8 protein-coding genes and 3 rRNA genes are annotated in these 19,562 nt (G+C 61.3%); 7 read left to right on the forward strand and 4 right to left on the reverse strand.

The window, feature by feature from the left end:
• Positions 1-88: 88 nt before the first annotated feature.
• The 5 genes from SINAC_RS30520 (at position 89) to SINAC_RS30545 (ending at position 8,994) form a co-directional block, all read left to right on the forward strand.
• Positions 89-1,057, forward strand: coding sequence for a sugar phosphate isomerase/epimerase family protein (locus SINAC_RS30520; RefSeq protein ID WP_015249415.1), 969 nt, complete (start codon positions 89-91; stop codon positions 1,055-1,057).
• 250 nt (positions 1,058-1,307) lie between these two features.
• Positions 1,308-2,864 (forward strand): D-glycero-beta-D-manno-heptose 1-phosphate adenylyltransferase, encoded by a 1,557-nt coding sequence (gene rfaE2 / locus SINAC_RS30525; protein WP_015249416.1) that lies wholly within the window; start codon positions 1,308-1,310, stop codon positions 2,862-2,864.
• 192 nt (positions 2,865-3,056) lie between these two features.
• Entirely contained in the window at positions 3,057-5,276 is a 2,220-nt protein-coding gene (locus tag SINAC_RS30530) for a hypothetical protein (RefSeq protein WP_015249417.1), read from the forward strand.
• Positions 5,276-6,349, forward strand: coding sequence for a hypothetical protein (locus SINAC_RS30535; RefSeq protein WP_015249418.1), 1,074 nt, complete (start codon positions 5,276-5,278; stop codon positions 6,347-6,349). The genes SINAC_RS30530 and SINAC_RS30535 overlap by 1 nt, the downstream gene beginning before the upstream one ends.
• A 1,580-nt stretch (positions 6,350-7,929) precedes the next feature.
• On the forward strand, positions 7,930-8,994 hold the full coding sequence (locus tag SINAC_RS30545) for a DUF1559 domain-containing protein (RefSeq protein ID WP_015249419.1): 1,065 nt from the start codon (positions 7,930-7,932) through the stop codon (positions 8,992-8,994).
• A gap of 346 nt (positions 8,995-9,340) precedes the next feature.
• Here the strand turns inward: SINAC_RS30545 and rrf are convergent.
• The 4 genes from rrf to SINAC_RS30570 all read right to left on the reverse strand — a co-directional run bounded on the left by rrf (position 9,341) and on the right by SINAC_RS30570 (position 16,062).
• Positions 9,341-9,449 (reverse strand): 5S ribosomal RNA (gene rrf, locus SINAC_RS30555).
• 243 nt (positions 9,450-9,692) lie between these two features.
• Positions 9,693-12,494 (reverse strand): 23S ribosomal RNA (locus SINAC_RS30560).
• Positions 12,495-13,119: 625 nt separating this feature from the next.
• Positions 13,120-14,633, reverse strand: a 16S ribosomal RNA gene (locus SINAC_RS30565).
• The 16S, 23S and 5S rRNA genes sit together here, the layout of an rRNA operon.
• Positions 14,634-15,324: 691 nt before the next feature.
• A complete protein-coding gene (locus SINAC_RS30570; RefSeq protein WP_015249420.1) occupies positions 15,325-16,062 on the reverse strand; it encodes a vWA domain-containing protein in 738 nt (245 codons plus the stop codon).
• A 256-nt stretch (positions 16,063-16,318) separates the two neighbouring features.
• Here SINAC_RS30570 and SINAC_RS30575 point away from each other — a divergent pair, with 256 nt between their 5' ends.
• Positions 16,319-17,119, forward strand: a complete 801-nt coding sequence (locus SINAC_RS30575; RefSeq protein ID WP_015249421.1) for a TerC family protein — start codon at positions 16,319-16,321, stop codon at positions 17,117-17,119.
• A 185-nt stretch (positions 17,120-17,304) separates the two neighbouring features.
• Positions 17,305-19,545 (forward strand): SEC-C domain-containing protein, encoded by a 2,241-nt coding sequence (locus SINAC_RS30580; RefSeq protein WP_015249422.1) that lies wholly within the window; start codon positions 17,305-17,307, stop codon positions 19,543-19,545.
• The last annotated feature ends 17 nt before the right edge of the window (positions 19,546-19,562 follow it).

Genomic DNA, 19,562 nt, shown 5'->3' on the forward strand with positions numbered 1-19,562 from the left:
ATGACCATGAGTTTTCTGAAGAGGGTCTTCAATTCTCGGGGGCGCGATTCTCAACAACGGTAACGGCATATCGAATAGGAGATCGATCATGGGACCGAGTCGAAGGAAATTCCTGAAGCAAACGGGCCTGGCCGGAGCGGCGCTGACGATCAGTCAGGCCAAGGAATGCCTGGCCGACCCTCCGGCCGGCGAGGGCCCCATGCCCAAGGCTGTGCTCCCTCGTCGCCATCCGATCGGCGTGTCGACTTACTCCTTCTGGCAGTTCCGAGGCGAGCGACTCGGCATTCCCGCCTGTATCGACAAGGCGGCCGCCATGGGGTTCGACGGCGTCGAGATCCTCCACGTGCAGATGCAGGACGAGTCGAACGCCGCCCTCCAGGCGATCAAGCGTCAGGCCCATTCGCTCGGCCTCGCCCTGATGGGCCTCTCCACCCACCAGGGTTTCGTCAGCCCCGACCCGGAACTCCGGCGCACCAATGTCCAGAAGTCGCTCTACCAGATCGACCTGGCCTATCGGCTGGGCATTCCCACGATGCGGATCAACACCGGCCGCTGGGGCACGATCAAGTCGTTCGACGACCTCATGGCCCGGAAAGGCATCGAACCACCCCTTGAAGGGCATACCGAAGACGAGGCGTTCGGCTGGGTCATCGACTCGATCGAGAAGTTGCTACCCCGCGCCGAGGAGTGCGGCGTGGTGCTCGGGTTGGAGAACCACTGGGGCCTGGGCCGTACCGCCGAGGGAGTACTCCGAATCGTCGAGGCCATCAAGTCCCCCTGGCTGGCGATGACGCTCGACACCGGCAACTTCCTGGAGGAGCCCTACGAGCAGATGGGCCGTATGGCGGCCGGCGCAGTGCCGATTGCGCTGGTGCAGACCAAGACATATTTCGGCGGTGGCCGATGGTACTCCCTCGACCTCGACTACGCCAGGATCGCCACGCTCCTGCGAGAAGATGGGTACCAGGGTTGGATCTCACTGGAGTTCGAGGGCAATGAGGACCCCGCGACCGGCGTCCCGAAAAGCCTGGAACTGTTGAGAAAGCACTTTTCCTAGGAGTTCCTGGACCACTCAACCTGCTCGCCCGCCTCCTTACAGCCCCGGTTCCAGAAGAGAAGACATCTCCTTTGCTACTGGTAACCGGCTGGCCACATGGCCTTGAGGAAAGCCGGCTTGACGCCAATTCCGGGGGCGATACGCTGTGGGCTGACGGCACCAGCCTTGCCTCAAAGGGAATGGCAACGCGCTTCGGCACGTGCGAGCTGGCTGACCGAGACGGAAAGCGACGGTCATGGAGGACCACGCGATGGCGTTTGATCTGATCAGGCGAGTCGAAACGCTCGGCCACCCGCGTATCCTCGTCGTCGGCGACCTGATCCTCGACCGTTATATCTGGGGCGATGCCGAACGAATTAGCCAGGAGGCTCCCGTCCCCCTGCTCCGCGCCGATCACCGCGAGCACAGGCTTGGCGGAGCGGCCAGCGTCGCGACGATGCTCAGCGCGCTCGGGGCCCAGGTCTGCTTGATGGGTGTGGTCGGACGCGACCCCGAGGCCAGCTTGGTCCGACAATTGCTCGCCGATCGTGAGATCGATGACCGGCTTGTCCTCGAGCTCGACGACCGACCGACAACCCTCAAGGAACGCTATATCGGGCGGGCCCAGGATCGACATCCCCAGCAGATGATCCGAGTCGACTACGAAACTCGCGACCCAATCCCCCGCGCGATCGAAACGGCCCTCGACTCCTGCATTCCTGAAGCGGTCAAAAATTCCGACATCGTTCTCATTTCCGACTACGATAAGGGGGTCTGCACGCCCTCCTTGCTGCGCCGGCTGATTGCGGCCTGTCGGAGCCTTGGGGTCCGCGTGATCGCCGACCCGATCCGCTCGTCGGACTACTCGAAATATCACTGGGTCCACTGCATGACCCCAAACCGCCTCGAGGCGCAACTCGCCACCGGGATGACGATCGCCAACCCCGAGGATGCCTTCGAGGTAGGTCGGCGGTTGGTGAGCACGCTCGACATGGAGGCGGTGCTCGTCACACTCGATCGCGACGGAATGGCCCTGGTCCGTGCAGACGGGCGCTCGGAAATCGTGCCTACCCGTCCCCGCCAAGTCTACGACATCACCGGCGCGGGGGACATGGTCCTCTCGGTCGTCGGACTCTGCCTCGCCAGCCGGGCCGACTATGACGAAGCAGCTGCGCTCGGAAACGTGGCCGGAGGACTCGAGGTTGAAAAAATCGGGGTCGCCCTCCTCTCCCGTGAGGAGATCCTCGGTGACCTGATCGATCACCATCGCGCCGAGGGAGACAAACGGCTCGGACTCGCATCGATCGTGGCCGATGTCCGCAGACGGCGACAGGCGGGTCAGCGGGTCGTCTTTACCAACGGCTGTTTTGACTTGCTCCACATCGGCCACGCCCGCCTGCTCAGAGAGGCGGCCACCTTGGGCGATTTCCTCATTGTCGGGATCAACTCCGACGCGAGCGTGCGCCGGCTGAAGGGGCAGGAGCGGCCGATCAACCCGGAAGACGCGCGCGCCGAACTGCTCGCTGCGTTCGAATGCGTGGATGCCGTGATCGTCTTCGACGAGGATACACCACTCGCCTTGATCGAGGCGATCCAGCCCGACGTGCTCGTCAAAGGGGGGGACTACCGCCCCGACGAGGTCGTGGGCCGGGATGAAGTCGAAGCCAGCGGCGGCAAGGTTGTTCTGATCCCCCTCGTTCAAGGTCATTCGACGACTCGGATCATCCATCGGGTGGCCGATCGTACTCTCGTTTCCCATCCCCCCGAGAAGACTCCCCCCTCCCCCGCAATCCGGCCCAGTGGCGTGGTTCATCCCGCGTCGTCCTGATCCGGAGCGAGGCGACCAGCGCTCGTAAGTTGGCGACTCGTTCAAGCCGCGCGGCATGACGAGCCGATCAATTCTATTGCTTGCGCAGGATGCGCTGCGGGTTCAGACGGAGTTCTGGACCCGAAGTCAGCTCCGGGTTAGCCCAGCCGGGGACCCTGGAGAACAAAAAAGGGGTACGGGAGGCCAGTTCTGATGACTCGCCCTCGCCTGAGGATTGGGTCCGAGCTACTCCCGGTGTGCCTGATCCTGGCTAGCCTGGCCGGCACATCGTTCCTCATCGTCTCGATGCACCGCCGTGCGACGAGCCTGAGGAAAAGAGCACCTACCCAAGCGGCGCCTCCTCTGGCCGCCAACACAGCCACTCGATCTCCGGTCCTGGTACCGCCGCCGCCAACTCCACCTGAGCCGGAACTGAAACCAGAGCCTGCGCCATTGCCGGCCCCTCCCGTGGAGGATCCGACCCGAACGGCCCTGGCCCGGTTGGGCGCGGAAGAGGCCGAGCAATTGCTCGAGGCCCAGGCCGCTGATCGCAAAGCAGAGGCACTCGAACATTCGATCAAGGCGGCGCTTGCCGAGTCGCAACGCTGGAAGCGCCGCGAGCAGCTCATTCACAGTCAGATCGACTCGATCACAGGGCGAGTTCGCTCCCTGGAACAGGAAGCCGACGCCCTTGCGATGGAGCGCGACGTTCTCGCGCAAGAACTGGAAGCCTCGAAGACCGCCTTGATGAAGGCGCGAACCCGGTCGAGCTATGCGGTGCTCCCCAACCGAGCACCGAACGGCACCTGGCGCAGGCCGATCGTGATCGAGTGTCATAACGGCTGTGCGACCCTTCAGCCAGGGGGGCCCACTTTCAACCTCCTCGACCTCTCCGCGCTGCTTGGTGCCCGCTCCAGCCCGATCTTACTCGCGGTGGTTCGCGAATTGACCCGAATCCAAGGCGTGACCGGCCCGGACGGTGCCCCGACTGTCCCTTACATCTTCTTCGTCGTTCGCCCCGATGGAATCCGCCCCTTCTACGACGCCCGCGCCCGACTCGAGTCGCTCGGAATTGCCTTCGGCTACGAACTTGTCGATCAAGACATGGAGATCGACTATCCGGACCTCGATCACCCGGACGAGTGGGATGGTTCTCCGAAGCTGAGCAAATTCCCGGAACTCGCCATGTCCGGCAATTCTCGGCCTCCCTCTCCAACTCGCTCGAATGAAGCGGGAAGACAGGGACACAGCGTGGATGATTACCGATGGCCGACCGGTTCCGCCGGCTCGAGCGAAGGCTCGGGGCTTCCACCGGGAGGAAGCGGCAGACGAGCGTCGGGGGGTGGCAATCCTTCGGGTTCTGGAATCTCCCTGGGCGACCTGGGCATGCCTGGCGACCGGGGAACCTCTTCATCGCGAAGCCGAGGACTCGCCGGCCAAGGCCGATCGGGTGACCTGGGACGAGAGATCAGTGAGGCGAGAAACGTGCCGACGGGGTCAGCGGCCACTCCCGGGATGCTGCCGCCGCTCGGTGGTTCGATGGACCGGCCAGGCATGCTGCCGACGACGGGAGGAGGAACGGGGGACCGTGGCGACACGGGTGTTTCCGCGCCCTCCGGATCGTTCGCAGGTTCCGGTCGCTCCGGGTCGAATCATACCGGCTCCCAGTCGGGAATCCCCTTCGGAGTGAACGTTCCAGGCCAAGCAGGATCGCTGGCGCAAGGAACAGGGACCGCATCACCGCCGCCTCACCCAGAGGATGTCTCGAACCTGGATGGCGTTTCCTTGATGGGTCGGCCGCCCGGTGAAGGGGCACCGTTCCGGCCTCGAGGCCTCTTGCCGGGAGAACCAGGCGCTCCACCCGAGGAGAGTGCAAACGCACCGGGCGTCGCGGGCCAACAAGGCGGGGCCCAAACCGGTGGACCAGGACAGAGCGGTGGGCAAGGACAGAGCGGTGGACCAGGACAAAGCAGTGGGCAACCCGGCGGACAAAGTGGAGGAGCCTCAGGCGGTTCCGGAACAGCCGCAAGCGGGTCGTCAGGCAGCGTCGCCGGTGGCCGATCCGGCGGCGAAGGCGTGCCTTCCCCTGGCTCCCGCGACCCATTGAGAATCGAGGTGCCGATGGAGATCGTCGTCGCCTGCGGACCGAGTGGGGTGGTCATTCATCCGGGCGGTTACAGCATCTCGTTGAAAGCGCTCAAGGGAAAGGATCCGATCTTCACCACATCGCTCAAGACGATCGTTCGACTCCGCCAGCAGGTGGACCCGATGATTCGGCCCAAGCCCACGATCCGGTTCCTGGTCGAACCCGGCGGCGGAGAAACGTACCGCGATGCCCGCCGAGTCACCGTCCTCTCGGGGATCGAGTGGCCGACCGTCCTCCAAGTGGCCGATACCCGGGTGCTCGACTTCTTGCCAAGGGAGCGGTTCTGATGGAAGACCGCACGAAAACCAGCAACGGAGGGACCGCCGAGACCGAGTCGTATCTCGGGATCCTGGGCAACCTCGTTGGCCTCCTGGGGGCCGTCCTCGTGCTCCTGGTCATCGTCCGAACCGGGAGCAAGCCAGCAGCGCCCACGCGGGTTGTGTCCCCCGTCGCTGTTGTGACGGCCATTGCACCTCCCGCTCCCGAGCCGAAGCCGGTCCCCGTTCCCGAGGTCGCCGCGCCCAAGCCGTTGGATCGTGTGGCTGTGGCTCGAGCCGAGGAGCAAATCGACGCGGTGAGCCGTGATCGGGCTCGCGCCCAGGCCCGCGCCGAAGATGCGGCGAAGCGTCTCGCCGAGGCTACTGCCCAAGCCGCACTTGAGGCTTCGAGGAACCGGAAGCTGGCGCTCCGCGTCCGCGATCCGAGTGCCCAGCTCGCCAGCGTCACGGCCCGAGGCGGCTTCCTCCGGGCCGAGCGCGACCGACTCAAGACGGAGTTGGGTAACGTGGCCCAAGCTCCTCGCCCCAAAGCGAAGTCCCTCGTCGAGAAGAATCCGGTCGCCAAACCAGCCGGAGGAAACGAATACCATTTCGAGGTCAGGCGCGATCGGGTTGCCTTCATCGATCTCGATCGACTCATGGAACTCGTCAAGGCCGACGCCCAGCTCCGCATCCGCCTGTCCGAGAGTTCGCGGGTCGTCGACTCGAAGGTCGGCCCCATCGGTGCTTTCTCACTCGAGTACGTCCTCGGACGTGCCATGCCCAACGGCATCGAAGAGCTGATGGAGCGGCATGGCCTCAACTTCGACCTGCGTGGTTGGGAGATCGTCCCCGAGCACGAGGGGCGCGGCGAAACCTATGAGAGAACGCGCCAGCCGATCTCACAGTATGCCTTGACGATCAACCGACTCTCTCCGTCGCGTGCCACAATCACGATGTGGGTCTATCCCGACGGCTTCGCCCTCTACCGCAAGCTCCGCGACGACCTCCACGAGCGCGGTTACACCGTGGCCGCTCGCCCCTTACCTGAAGGCATGGCGATCCGTGGCAGTCCGGCCGGATCCATTTCTGCAGGGCAGTAATCAACGACGCCGTCGGGGGCCCCCGACGGCGCAACCGCAATGGCAGCGCGTCGATGACCGATATTCCCATACTGAGCAAACCGGGAATTCATCGTCTCCACAAACCGGCACCCCGCCGCGTGATGGCAGCCGAAGGAGTTCTTTCGCCACAGTATGTCTGAGCGAAGAATGAGCCCCGAAGGGGCGGCCGTCAATAGCCAGGGGCGCAAACCCCTGGATGCGATTCAAACAAGAATATTTTCATTATCTCTCTGCTCTCCCCGCCTGCCGCAGCGGGGAGAGTGGCGTATGGCCTCGAGGAATTCCCCAGAGTTTGCACCCTGGGCTAGAAACGGTCGCCTCTCCGGGGCTGGCAAAGGCCGCATGCCGCTGGCGCATATGTGGGCCACTCCACGACAAGATGGAACAGACGCAACTCGTGGGTAAACCGCTGTAGTCCAAAGCGACAACGTGGTGGCCCGCCGCTTCGAATCCGAGATCTCCGCCAGGTCTGCCCGCAACATCGTCGAACCTCAGACCATAGAATCAGCTTTGACCACACCTGGCGATACAATTCTGACACGCCATGAATCATCGCTACTCGATTAACGCAAAACAAAAAACCAATTTATGGAAACATAAAAATCTCAAACCTACTCCCTTCATTATATCAATGACTTTCAATTATTCGCACTCAAAAATCCAATCATTAATCATTTTCAGAATTCCCATCGTGCCGATCGGAATGACAACGTCCTGAATGACCACCAGCCTCAAAAGCTCGTGCTTGGCCCTGATTTTGTTCCGTCACTCGATGCAAACCATTTGTCCAAAGTCGCAGGCCCAGACACTCACATCACTCAAAACACCCTACACTCTCCTATGCTTGCGACTCCGCTAACGGTCTTGCCAACCACCGCGTGTGCTGGCAGCTCCACGCCGAACCACCACGGCAGTCATTGTTCGCGGAAATCGCCGTGCCGACCATGAGCCGGTCCATATCTGCGGCTACGGTCATCGAGAACGATTGGGAGTGACAGCGAGGTTTCGCAAGCAATGCCCAGGAGCAATTAGGGCCTACACCTTGATTATCTTTTTCCTAATGGGTAAAGTCATCTCGATTTCGAGTGTATCTCTGCTCCAGACGGCCGTCTCCCCACGGCAAGTCTTCACAGGCTTCATCTCCACATTAGACAGCCTCTCGGCGTCGCTCCTCAATCCCCGAGGAGATCAGCTTGCTCGCGGAGACCATCCTGGCGCCCGCGTTGCCTGCCCTTCCGCCGAAGGTGTCCGCCGTCTCGACAGGAGCAAGAATGCGCAATTTCGTAAGTCCTCGGTCAATTCCAGCTCGTGCCACGGGGGGGCGATGCTCATGCTCACCTGCTTGGCCCCCCCCGGTTGCGGCTCAGATGAGGCGGCTACCAACCCCGCCATCAAGGCAGCTCCCTCCTCCCACAGTCCAGAGTCGTCCGCCCAGGACCTGGCCAAGAAACGCTTCGACGAGACCCCACCCGCCCAGGGATCGAAGAAACGATAACTCGAGTCGTCTCCGCTGAACCCTTCTTGACTTCGTATCCCCCCACTTCTTGGAGGTAGTCATCATGAGTCGCCTTGTTAACCGTTCCCGCCCCGGCCGGACCTCGCGACGACCCAGCGGCTTTACATTGATCGAGCTCCTTGTGGTAATTGCAATCATCGCCGTCTTGATCGGCCTGCTGCTCCCCGCAGTGCAAGCGGCGCGGGAAGCGGCCCGCCGCATGCAGTGCAACAACAACCTCAAGCAACTCGCCTTGGCGATGCACAACTACGAAGGTAACAACACTGTCTTCCCGATGGGTGCCCCAACGATGGTCTATTATGACCGGAGCACGTCCATCAACATCAACCACAGCCCGTTTGTCGCGGCCTTGCCCTACCTTGAGCAGCAGGCGGTCTACAACTCCATCAACTTCTCACTCAACATCTACCGATCGAGCCACGCGACCGTCCATCGAATTGGCATTAACATGTTGATTTGTCCTAGTGACGGGGAAGCCGGGGTGCGGGACTACAATGGCTCGATCCAGGACAATACGTCAAACGTTAAGGTCCTCTTCTCAAGCTATGCCACTTGCGCCGGGCTGTGGTTTAACTGGACCCGGGGGACGACCTCGCCAAACACCAACACCGACTTCCGCGCCGCTGCCACAGGGATCTTCTACACCAACAGTGCCACCAAGCTCGCCGACATCACCGACGGAACGAGCAACACCATCCTGATCGGCGAGCGGGCGCACTCGATCCTCCCCCTAGCCGAACGGCAGGAATGGCACTGGTGGTTCGACGCATACTACGGTGATGCTCTGATCACTTCTCTCTATCCAATCAACCCCATGCGGAAACTCAAGACGACCACATCGTCCGGCTCGGCGTCCAGCGCTCTGACCGACTCGTTCTCGAGCATGCACCCCGGCGGCGTCAACGTCGCGTTTACTGACGGTTCGGTACGGTTCCTCAAGGAGACAATCAGCTCATGGCCGGTCGTCCCACAGACCGGGCAGGTCTTGGCTGTGGTCTCAGGCGGGCAAAACACCGCTTACGTACTCGACCCGGCGATTCCACTGGGGGTATTCCAGGCCCTGACAACACGCCGGGGCGGCGAAATTCTCAGCGCCGATGCTTTCTGAATCGGGAGGCCTCGCGACCGCCAGCCACCGACATTCAACGGCCTTCGGTAACCGCCAGTTCAGCAGCGAGTCAGAGACCAGACGATCCAAGTGGCTGGAGACCGACTGAGGCACCGCGATCATTCAGGGGTAGCCACACGGCGAAGTCGACATCAAGCTGCAAACGCAGCACCATCAGATCCTGCCCTGATGGTGACAATATTGACGATTGTCCCCGATTCGTTCAGAGACAAGGGCTTTCTCTCCTCGCTCGCTTTTTCAGGAGAGCGAAGTCTCTGCGGTAACTGCGCAACGAAAAACGCCCCGACCCTTCGTTGAAGAAGGATCGGGGCGTCGTTGAAAAGGATTCCGGCGATCACCGACTTTCGCGCCAAAGGCACTATCATGGGCCTGACGGGCTTAACGGCCGTGTTCGGAATGGGAACGGGTGGGACCCCGTCAGTATGTTCGCCGGAAAAGCAACCGGCAGGCGATCAAACCCGCCGGTTCCGTGTGCTTACTCTCACAGTGGTCGTCACGCAAGCTCAAACCGCGATTTCATGGGCATGACCAACCGGCTTCGAGTCTCTTCACGACGCGTGGTCCCCGTTATTGGATGGGAATACGTCGCCGTGTGATCGATCGAATACGATCGGTGAATGATGCAACCCTGATTCCTGTCCATCGCGTCCCTGATGGGAACCGGCGGACGGATCGGGGTGGTCAAGCGATCGGCTGTTAGGACCGGTCGGCTGCGGCGATCACTCGCCGTGCACTCCCGGCCTATCGACCTGGTCGTCTTCCAGGAGCCTTCGCACTTGCGTGCTGGAAACCTCGTCTTGAAGAGGGCTTCGCGCTTAGATGCCTTCAGCGCTTATCCTTTCCCGACCTAGCTACCCGGCGGTGCCCTGAGCAGGACAGCCGGTACACCAGAGGTCGGTCCTCCCCAATCCTCTCGTACTAGGGGAGACCCTTCGCAAGTTTCCTACGCCCACGGCAGATAGGGACCGACCTGTCTCACGACGGTCTGAACCCAGCTCGCGTACCGCTTTCATTGGCGAACAGCCAAACCCTTGGGACCTTCTCCAGCCCCAGGATGCGATGAGCCGACATCGAGGTGCCAAACCTCCCCGCCGCTATGGACGCTCGGGGGAGATCAGCCTGTTATCCCCGGAGTACCTTTTATCTGTTGAGCGACGGCCTTTCCATCCAGCACCGCCGGATCACTAACGCCGACTTTCGTCCCTGCTCGACTGATGGGTCTCGCAGTCAGGCACCCTTCTACGTTTGCGCTCTTGTTGCCAGATTGCCGACCTGGCCGAGGGTACCATTGCACTCCTCCGTTACTCTTTGGGAGGAGACCGCCCCAGTCAAACTGCCCGATGAGCACGGTCCCGGTCCGGGCTACGGACCGGTGAGGATCAGAGTCATTTCAGGGTGGTATTTCACCAGTGGCTCCCCGACGGCTGGCGCCGCCGGATCACGGCCTCCCACCTATCCTACACAGAAAGGACGCTGACCCAGTGCCAACCTGCAGTAAAGGTTCACGGGGTCTTTCCGTCTGACCGCGGGTACGTGGCATCTTCACCACGGCTACAGTTTCACCGGGTCCCTCGTGGAGACAGTGCTCCAGTCGTTACGCCATTCATGCAGGTCGGAACTTACCCGACAAGGAACTTCGCTACCTTAGGACCGTCATAGTTACGGCCGCCGTTTATCGGGGCTTCGGTCGCCAACTTCAGCTTGCGCCTCATCGGCTCCCTTAACCTACCGACACCGAGCAGGCGTCAGACTCTATACGTCCTCTTGCGAGTTGGCAGAGTCCTGTGTTTTTGATAAACAGTCGCTAGAGCCGATTCTCTGCGGCTCTCCTTACGGAGAGCACCCCTTGTACCGAAGGTACGGGGTCATTTTGCCGAGTTCCTTCACGAGGGTTCTCCCGAACGCCTTCGGATACTCGCCTAGCACACCTGTGTCGGATTGCGGTACGGGCCAGATGGTTCGTCCCGACGGGGCTTTTCGTGGCCGGCTCGTCATCAGGCTTCCAGATCGAATGCTGTCGGCCTTGCGGCACGGGGTCATCTAACACCCCGACCTGACTGGAACCGGCGTCCTCCGTCGTTCAACCTTACCATCGGGTGGCGGAATATTAACCGTCTGTCCATCGGCTACGCCCTTGGGCCTCGCCTTAGGTCCCGACTGACCCTGGGCGGATTGACCTTCCCCAGGAAACCTTGTGCTTTCGGCGGACAGGCTTCCCACCTGTCTTGTCGTTACTCGTTCCGGCATTCGCACTCGCCCACGCTCCACTGGTCGTTTCCATCCAGCTTCGTTGCGGTGGGCGACGCTCTCCTACCATCATTGCTGATCCGCGACTGCGGCACGACGCTTAGTCCCCGTCATTTTCGGCGCGGGATGGCTCGACCGGTAAGCTGTTACGCACTTTTGAAATGATGGCTGCTTCTAAGCCAACATCCCGGCTGTCACCGCGATCCCACTTCCTTTGCCACTGAGCGTCGATTTGGGGGCCTTGGTCGGCGGTCTGGGTTGTTTCCCTTTTGAACGTGAAGCTTATCCCCCACGTTCTGACTCCCGGGGTCCGTCGTGCGGTATTCGGAGTTGGGTTTCGGAGGGTAGGCGGGAAGCCCCCCTACCGAATTCCGTCGCTCTACCCCCGCACGATATGTCCCGAGGCTGGCCCTAAAGCCATTTCGGAGAGAACGAGCTATCTCCAGGTTTGATAAGACTTTCACTCCTCCCCACGGGTCCTCCCCCAGTTTTTCAACACTGGTGGGTTCGGTCCTCCACGACCGGTTAGGGTCGCTTCAACCTGCCCATGGGTAGTTCACCTGGTTTCGCGTCTACTGCACCCGACTATGGCGCCCGATGAAGACTCGCTTTCGCTACGGCTCCCCCCCTGAAGGGGTTAACCTGGGGCCGGATACAGTAACTCGCCGGATCATTATGCAAAAGGCACGCGGTCACGCGGCCCGAAGGCATCGCGCTCCCACCGCTTGTAGGCACGGGGTTTCAGGTTCAGTCTCCTCCCCTCATCGGGGTTCTTCCCACCGTTCGGTCGCCCTACTGGGTTCGCTATCGGTCGTCATCGAGTGCTTAGCCTTGCGGGATGGTCCCCGCCGATTCAGGCCGGGTTTCACGTGCCCGACCCTACTCGGGTACCGAAGAGGGGAGTTTGCATCGTCGCCTACGGGGCTATCACCCGCTCTGGCGCTCCGTTCCAGGAGGCTTCGGCTGACGCTCACTCATCCCATGTTATCGGCCCCACGACCCCGAGTGGTGTCCCACTCGGTTTAGGCTGATCCCCGTTCGCTCGCCGCTACTGAGGGAGTCTCGGTTGATTTCCTTTCCTCCGGGTACTGAGATGTTTCAGTTCCCCGGGTCTCTACAGGCATTCCGGGATCGACGTTCGTTGGGCAACTCCCCCGGACATATCGCAGCCTTCCACGCCTGTCTCTCTGATGACGCCTAGGCATCCCCCCCGTGCCCTTAGGAGCTTGACCACGCCGATCCGGACGCCGCGGTTTCCCGAAGGAAGCTCGACAGCCGAATCTGCGAGGGGTCAGTCCCCGATCTGTCTTCGATCGAGTGCCCAGCGTCTCGCGACGCAGGTTCACTCTCACTTGGGTAACGATCCCCATTGTGAGGTCGGTCGCTGTCGCAGCGATCGACACTCACGCATCCGTAAGGGTTCCACTGTATTGTGGAGAGATTCTTCTACTTGGTCTGCCACGACCACTTGTTTGCGGTTCTCACTTGCGTGACCTAACCACCGGATTGTGAAAGAGCAACCGAATTCCCATCACAACCCCGCAAGGCCGAAGCCTTGAAGAGCTATGCTCGGAATCCGCACTGGCCGCTGGCCAGGGGGTGGGACCGCGTACGGTCGCACCCCGCACCCAGCACCCAGCAGTGCAAAGCAATGAGAGAAACAGAAAGGACCCCTCGGGTGAGGGGTCCCCTCATTGGGTCGATCGTGTTCGTGGTGAGAAAACCTTCGTGGGAAGCCGGCGTAAAAACCATCTGATCAAGGAGACGGTGCCGATGCGGCCCTTCTCGAATCGCGACCGTGACCGAAGCCACGTCCCTCGATTCTCAGAGCCGAGATTTTCTAAGAAAAATCCTTAGAAAGGAGGTGATCCAACCGCAGGTTCCCCTACGGTTACCTTGTTACGACTTAGTCCCCATCACGGGTTTCATCTTCGGCGCCTGCCTTGCGGCTCCGGCGACTTCGGATGCCCCCCGCTTTGGTGGCTTGACGGGCGGTGTGTACAAGGCTCAGGAACACATTCACCGCGGCATGCTGATCCGCGATTACTAGCGATTCCAGCTTCATGCGGGCGGGTTGCAGCCCGCAATCCGAACTGAGGAACGGTTTTTGCGATTAGCATGACTTTGCAGCCTAGCAACGCTCTGTCCGCCCCATTGTAGTACGTGTGCAGCCCCAAGCATAAGGGCCATGAGGACTTGACGTCATCCCCGCCTTCCTCCGGCTTAACGCCGGCGGTCTGTCTAGAGTTCCCGGCACGACCCGCTGGCAACTAGACACAGGGGTTTCGCTCGTTAGGGGACTTAACCCAACACCTCACGGCACGAGCTGACGACAGCCATGCAGCACCTGTGCACGTTGTTCCTTGCGGCCTCACCGACGTTTCCGCCGGCTAATCCGTGCATGTCAAGCCTGGGATAAGGTTTTGCGCGTAGCCTCGAATTAAGCCACATACTCCACCGCTTGTGTGAGCCCCCGTCAATTCCTTTGAGTTTCAGCCTTGCGACCATACTCCCCAGGCGGGGTACTTCACGGTTTCCCTACGACAGGGAGCCCATCGGCGAGCCCCCTATCCAGTACCCATCGTTTACGGCCAGGACTACCGGGGTATCTAATCCCGTTCGCTCCCCTGGCTTTCGCGTCTCAGCGTCAGTAGGCATCCAGGACCTCGCTTTCGCCACGGGCGTTCCTTCCGATCTCAACGCATTTCACCGCTCCACCGGAAGTTCCAGGTCCCCCTATGCCCCTCCAGACTCGTCGTATCCACGCCCGTTCCCCGGTTGAGCCGGGGGATTTCAGCGACAGACGCACGAATCCGCCTACACGCGCTTTAAGCCCAATGATTCCGAATAACGTTCGCACGGTTCGTCTTACCGCGGCTGCTGGCACGAACTTAGCCCGTGCTTCCTCCAGGGATCAATCAAGGCTTTTCAGCCCTTTTTCCCCCTCGACAGGAGTTTACAACCCGAAGGCCTTCATCCTCCACGCGGCGTCGCTCGGTCAGGCTTGCGCCCATTGCCGAAGATTCTCGACTGCAGCCTCCCGTAGGAGTCTGGGCAGTGTCTCAGTCCCAGTGTGCCGGGCCACGCTCGCACGCCCGGTAGGCATCACAGCCTTGGTGGGCCATTACCCCGCCAACAAGCTAATACCACGACAGCCCGTCCCACGACGCCGAAGCTTTGGCAAAACACCGATGCCGGTGTCGTTGCGTCGCTGGGGATTACCCGCGGTTTCCCGCGGCTATACCCAATCCTGGGGTTGGTTACCGTCGCCTTACTCACCCTTGCGCCACTGGCCTTGCGGCCCGTTCGACTTGCATGCCTAATCCACGCCGCCAACGTTCATTCTGAGCCAGGATCAAACCCTTCGAGATTGGTCGTCTCCCCTGCTCCGAAGAGCAATGAGAGCCGGTCCTCACCTTCAAAAGGGTTGAGGAATTTGCTAACTGGTCGCAGCTCGAGTTCACCGGGGCACGCCCCTGCTCCCTCGTGCTGTTGGCTGTTGGATCCGTCTCCGTCGCGATTCGACCTCCAACCAAACGGGGTCGAGACGACTCAAACGGCTCCACGCCGGCTTCCCTCAAAGGTTCTCTTCAACCACAAGAACCACGATCGACCGGATTGTCAAAGAACGAGCGTGCTATCGAAGCGATTGGCCGGAGTGACTTGCCCTGGGGGCGTGTCACGCCGGCCGACTCTACCGACAACATCACGGCCCGCTGTTTCGGTGATCGGTTGCCCGTCCCAAGTCAGCCGGCCGTTTCGTTGTCACCCGTGGTGACACAGGCGACAGGGGAGATAATACCCGGATCCGAACCGAAGTCAATCATTTGCTCGCGGTTCGTTCACGAAACTTACTTAAAGCCTGTGTGATAAGGATGTTATCGCCGAAAAATTTCTCGAGTCGAAGAGGGCATAACCACGGACAAAGGGGAATCCATGCGACATCCTCATCTCACTCCAGATACCTGAAGTCAGGGAACTGACGCTCCCCGCTCGCCACTCTCTTAGGATATTAGGCGAGCGAGCTGGGGGTATTCGTCAGGCTCGAGATCGACATCCTCGTTAAGGCCCATCAACCTGCGGCCGCCAGCGGTACTGGCCACCACTGTCGCGGGCGATCCGTTGAAGCTGTTCGCCCCCGCTATCGTTGCTCAGATCGATGCAGTGGATCGGGATCTTCCGCCCGTTCTTACGGGCTATGGCCTCGACGGTTCCCTCGGGAAACTCGCCGTCGGAGAGCAGAAAGACAGCGTCGGGCCGCAGGGAGAGGGCCAGGCTCATTGCACCACGAGGGTCGGTCTCGCCGTCCGGTTCGATCAGCCGGAGCCACTGAACCATCTGGCTCTTGGACGTGAGGTCGGCCGAGCGAGGCAAGTCGCCCGGCATCGGCACGACCTGATCGTTGTAGAAGACGACCTTGAACCGCTGAGGATGTTGTAAGGCCAACACGCTCCGCCGCAACTCGCGTTTGGCGCGGATGAGGCGATCTTCGTCGATCATGCTCCCTGAGCAGTCGACGACGTAGATGAACAACTGCCCCTTGGCACGAATCCCGAAAAAAGAGGTCTGCTTCCAAGGGGGAACTTCACGCCAGTCGTTCGCGTTGGGGTCGTATCGATCGTCTCCCGGCTTCTGAAGGAACTGTGACGATGTCTTCGAACCGGGCGCGTCGGCGGGAAGGATCTTGAGCTCAGCGTCACGCGCCTTCGATTTGGGTCTCTGGGCCGACGTTTCCGGTGTCCAGCGGGCCAGTGTGAGCGTCAAGGCAATCGCGGTGAGAAGCCAGGCTTGCCGATTCATCCGGCTTGTTCCTTGTTAAGGGCATTCCCCGACGGCCCCAGAAAATCTTCTGAATCTTAACACGAGCGCACCCGAATCACTTCAAGCCGGTTCGGGGTGGAGGGTCGCCCCCTCTCGTAAGATGTGATAGATTAGTCGTTTTGAGCGACCTGCCCACGACCTCTTGTCTCGTCGCCCCTACCATGCGACGCCCACCTGTCGATTGGCGCGGTCGGAAGGTGCCCCGCTCACCCCGCCGTTTCCTGGAGGCTCGCGGATGGAATTCGTCTTGGAGAACCTGCCTCAAATTGCGGGAACGATTGTCGCACTCGTCTTCCTCGAAGGCTTGTTGAGCGCGGATAATGCATTGGTCTTGGCGGTCATGGTTCGCCATCTGCCCAAGCACGAGCAGAAGCGTGCGCTTCGCTACGGGATTTTCGGAGCGTTCGTGTTCCGCCTGATCGCGGTTCTCCTCTCAGCAGCGCTGCTCAGGTTCTGGCACTTCAAGGTGGCCGGCGGCCTTTATCTACTTTACCTGGCGATCTCGCATTTCACGACGAGTGAAGATGATCCCCACCTGGTGAAAACGTCCCGGTTCGGGAAGGGATTCTGGGCGACCGTGGTCGCGGTCGAATTTGCCGATATCGCGTTCTCGATTGACTCGATCGTCGCAGCGGTCGCCATGGCTCCCAAGCACTATCCGTCGTGGCTCCAGTTAACCATCGTCTACACGGGCGGGATCCTCGGCATCATCACGATGCGCTACGTTGCCGGCTATTTCATCATTCTCTTGGACAAGTTCAAGGGATTGGCGAGCGGTGCCTACTACCTCGTGGCCTGGATCGGGCTGAAACTCGTCGTTAGCGGCCTCCATACCGCCGGGACACTGAGTAAGGAAATGCCGGAATGGCTCTTTTGGGGAGGAATGCTCACCATCATCGCCGCCTGCCTGCTCTATCAGCCTTCTCCAAAAAAATTGGGAACCGATCCGCTTGATGATGTTGTCGAAGTGGGCCAGGTGATCGAAGGCAACGATGGGCCGACTGACGACCCCTCGAACACCAGTCCATTGCAATAGAAGAAGTGGTGGGAATCACCGGGTTGGAGCGACCTCGTTCCGTGGTCTCCACACCACCAACCAAGGTCGACGACCGTTCATAGTCATCACGACCTGCTGGCTGCGGGCAGGATAGACGAACGAATCGCGACTCTGCTACTGTGATCGGTTGAGCAAGGCGACTTCATTCTCGAGGGACGCAAGCGATGGCGGTGGTTGAACCGTATGCTCCTTGTCCGTGCGGAAGCGGCCAAAAATTCAAGTGGTGCTGCCACAAGGTGGAGAACCAGGCCGAACGGGCCCAGCGTCTCTTCGAAAGTGGGCAGGTTGAGGCCGCGGTCCAGGTTCTGGACGAGGGGCTCCGGAAGGAACCCGATAACGCGTGGCTCTTAACCCGTAAAGCCCTCTATCAGGTTCGCCTCGGACAATCCGACTCGGCCAAGGCGTCGCTCCGACTTGTTCTCAGAAAGAACCCGAAGCATTTCGGAGCGATGACGCTTCTCTCCCGCCTGGTAATCGCGACCGAAGGACCTTCCGAGGGCTGTCTTCAGCTCCAGCAAATCCTCTCGGCGTTCCCGGCCACCGAGATCCCGGCGCTGGCTCCCTTGGTGAGTTTCGTCGCCTCCTCCCTGGTCCGGTTCACCCAGTATCCGGCGGCGATCAGGCATTTCAGCCTGGCGATCGTCCTCGGATCACCGGCGGAGGAGATCGCTCAAAACATCGGGGCGATCCAACGCGACGTCTCGATCTCGCCCTGGCTCAAGAATTCGGATGAGCTGGCTCCGGCCCCAGAGAGCCTGTCCGAATCAACCCTGGAACGGTTCAACGAGGCGTTGGACTGGGCCGACGGGGGACTCTGGTCTGCAGCCGCCTCGGCCTTTGAAGTCCTCTCGGAAGAGAAGGGGGCCAGTCTCGAAGCCGACCGGAACGCCGGGTTGTGCCGCCTCTGGATCGCCGACGATGATGGGGCCGTCGAAGGCCTGCGCCGCGCGATCGTACGGATGGGCAACACGGACGAGGCGGTCGATCTCGAAGCCCTCTGCCAGCAGCTCGACACGATCGAAACCGACGATCAGGTGGAGCAAGTCCAGTTGATCTGGCCGGTCAGCGACCAAGACCGGTTGCTCAAGGCGCTCCGCAACGATCCCTCCATCGACGAAGGCGACACGGGGCCGATCGATCCCGAGGCCCCTGAATCACCCGTGGTCGTGAATTTCGGCTTCCTCGATCGTCCCAAGCTCCAGACCAAGAACGGCCTGAAGCCTGGGGACGTCCCCCTCTTCGTCGGCCGCATCTTCGTTGGCCAGGAAATCGCCGGGATCGAAACGTACGACGACGGCCGACTCGACGGCCTTGTCGAACGATTCACCACACTGGCGGAAGGGGGCATTCGCCCCGCGCATCCCAAAACGAAGGTGATCAACAAGGTTGGGAAAGCCGGCCTGGCGCTCTCGTGGGAGTGGCGTCTCCCCGACGACATCGATAGCGATGAGCGAGCCCGGCTCGAACAGGAGCAGGGTGCGGCCTTGATCCGCGAGGTCTGGCCCAAAACGCCGATGGCCTACCTGGGTGGCCGAACCCCTCAGGAGGCCGCGAAGGCAGGCGACGCGGTCGTCCCGCTTCGCGCCGCACTGTTCCAACTGGAGTCCATTCGAACCCACTGGCGAGACTCCGTCGACTTCGCCGCCCTCCGCTCGAGTCTCGGCATTCAACCCGAGCCGGAGATCGATCCGGAGACGGTCGAGATCGAGACCGTCCACCTGTCGCGACTCAACCTGATCCCTGCCGAGCGGCTCGACGACGATCGGTTGACGGCGCTCTACTGGCGGGCCAGACAATTTGCCCTCGATGCGGTTGTCGAGAAGACCGCTCGCGTCCTGGTCGAGCGCCCCGACCTTTGGGAAAAAGCCAAGGTCGAGTCCTTCTCCCTCTTCTCCGACCTTGCCTTGCTCGTCGCCGGCAACGGCAAGCCGGACGAAGCCTTCGAGTGGGTCCGCAAGGGGCGCCAGGCCGATCCCGCCGCGAAGCGGGCCGCTTACGCACCGATGTGGGACATGGTCGAGGTCCGGATCAAGGCCCGGGAAAAATCTCCCGAAGCCTGGGTGCCCGACCTGGCGGTGGTCCTCGAGCGTTATGCCGGCAATCCCGAATCCACCCAAGCCGTTATGCTCAACCTGCTTGAGATGGGACTCGTCCGGCTCACGCCCAACCCCGACAAGCAGGGCGACTTCCTTCTCGACTCGCGTCCGCTCCAGATGCTCATGGCCGAGTACGGACCGAGGGTCACCACGGCCTCGGGCCGACTGGGAGTCTCGGCAACCAAGGGAGAGATCTGGACCCCCGACAAAGCCACGGGAGGCGGCGGCGGACTCTGGACGCCCGGATCGGGATCCGCGAGCGCGGCTGAGGGAGGCGACAAGCCCAAGCTGATCATCCCCGGCCGCTAACTCTTGCCGGATCCGTC

Origin of the sequence: Singulisphaera acidiphila DSM 18658 (genome assembly GCF_000242455.2) — a bacterium.
Taxonomy (GTDB): Bacteria; Planctomycetota; Planctomycetia; order Isosphaerales; family Isosphaeraceae; genus Singulisphaera; species Singulisphaera acidiphila.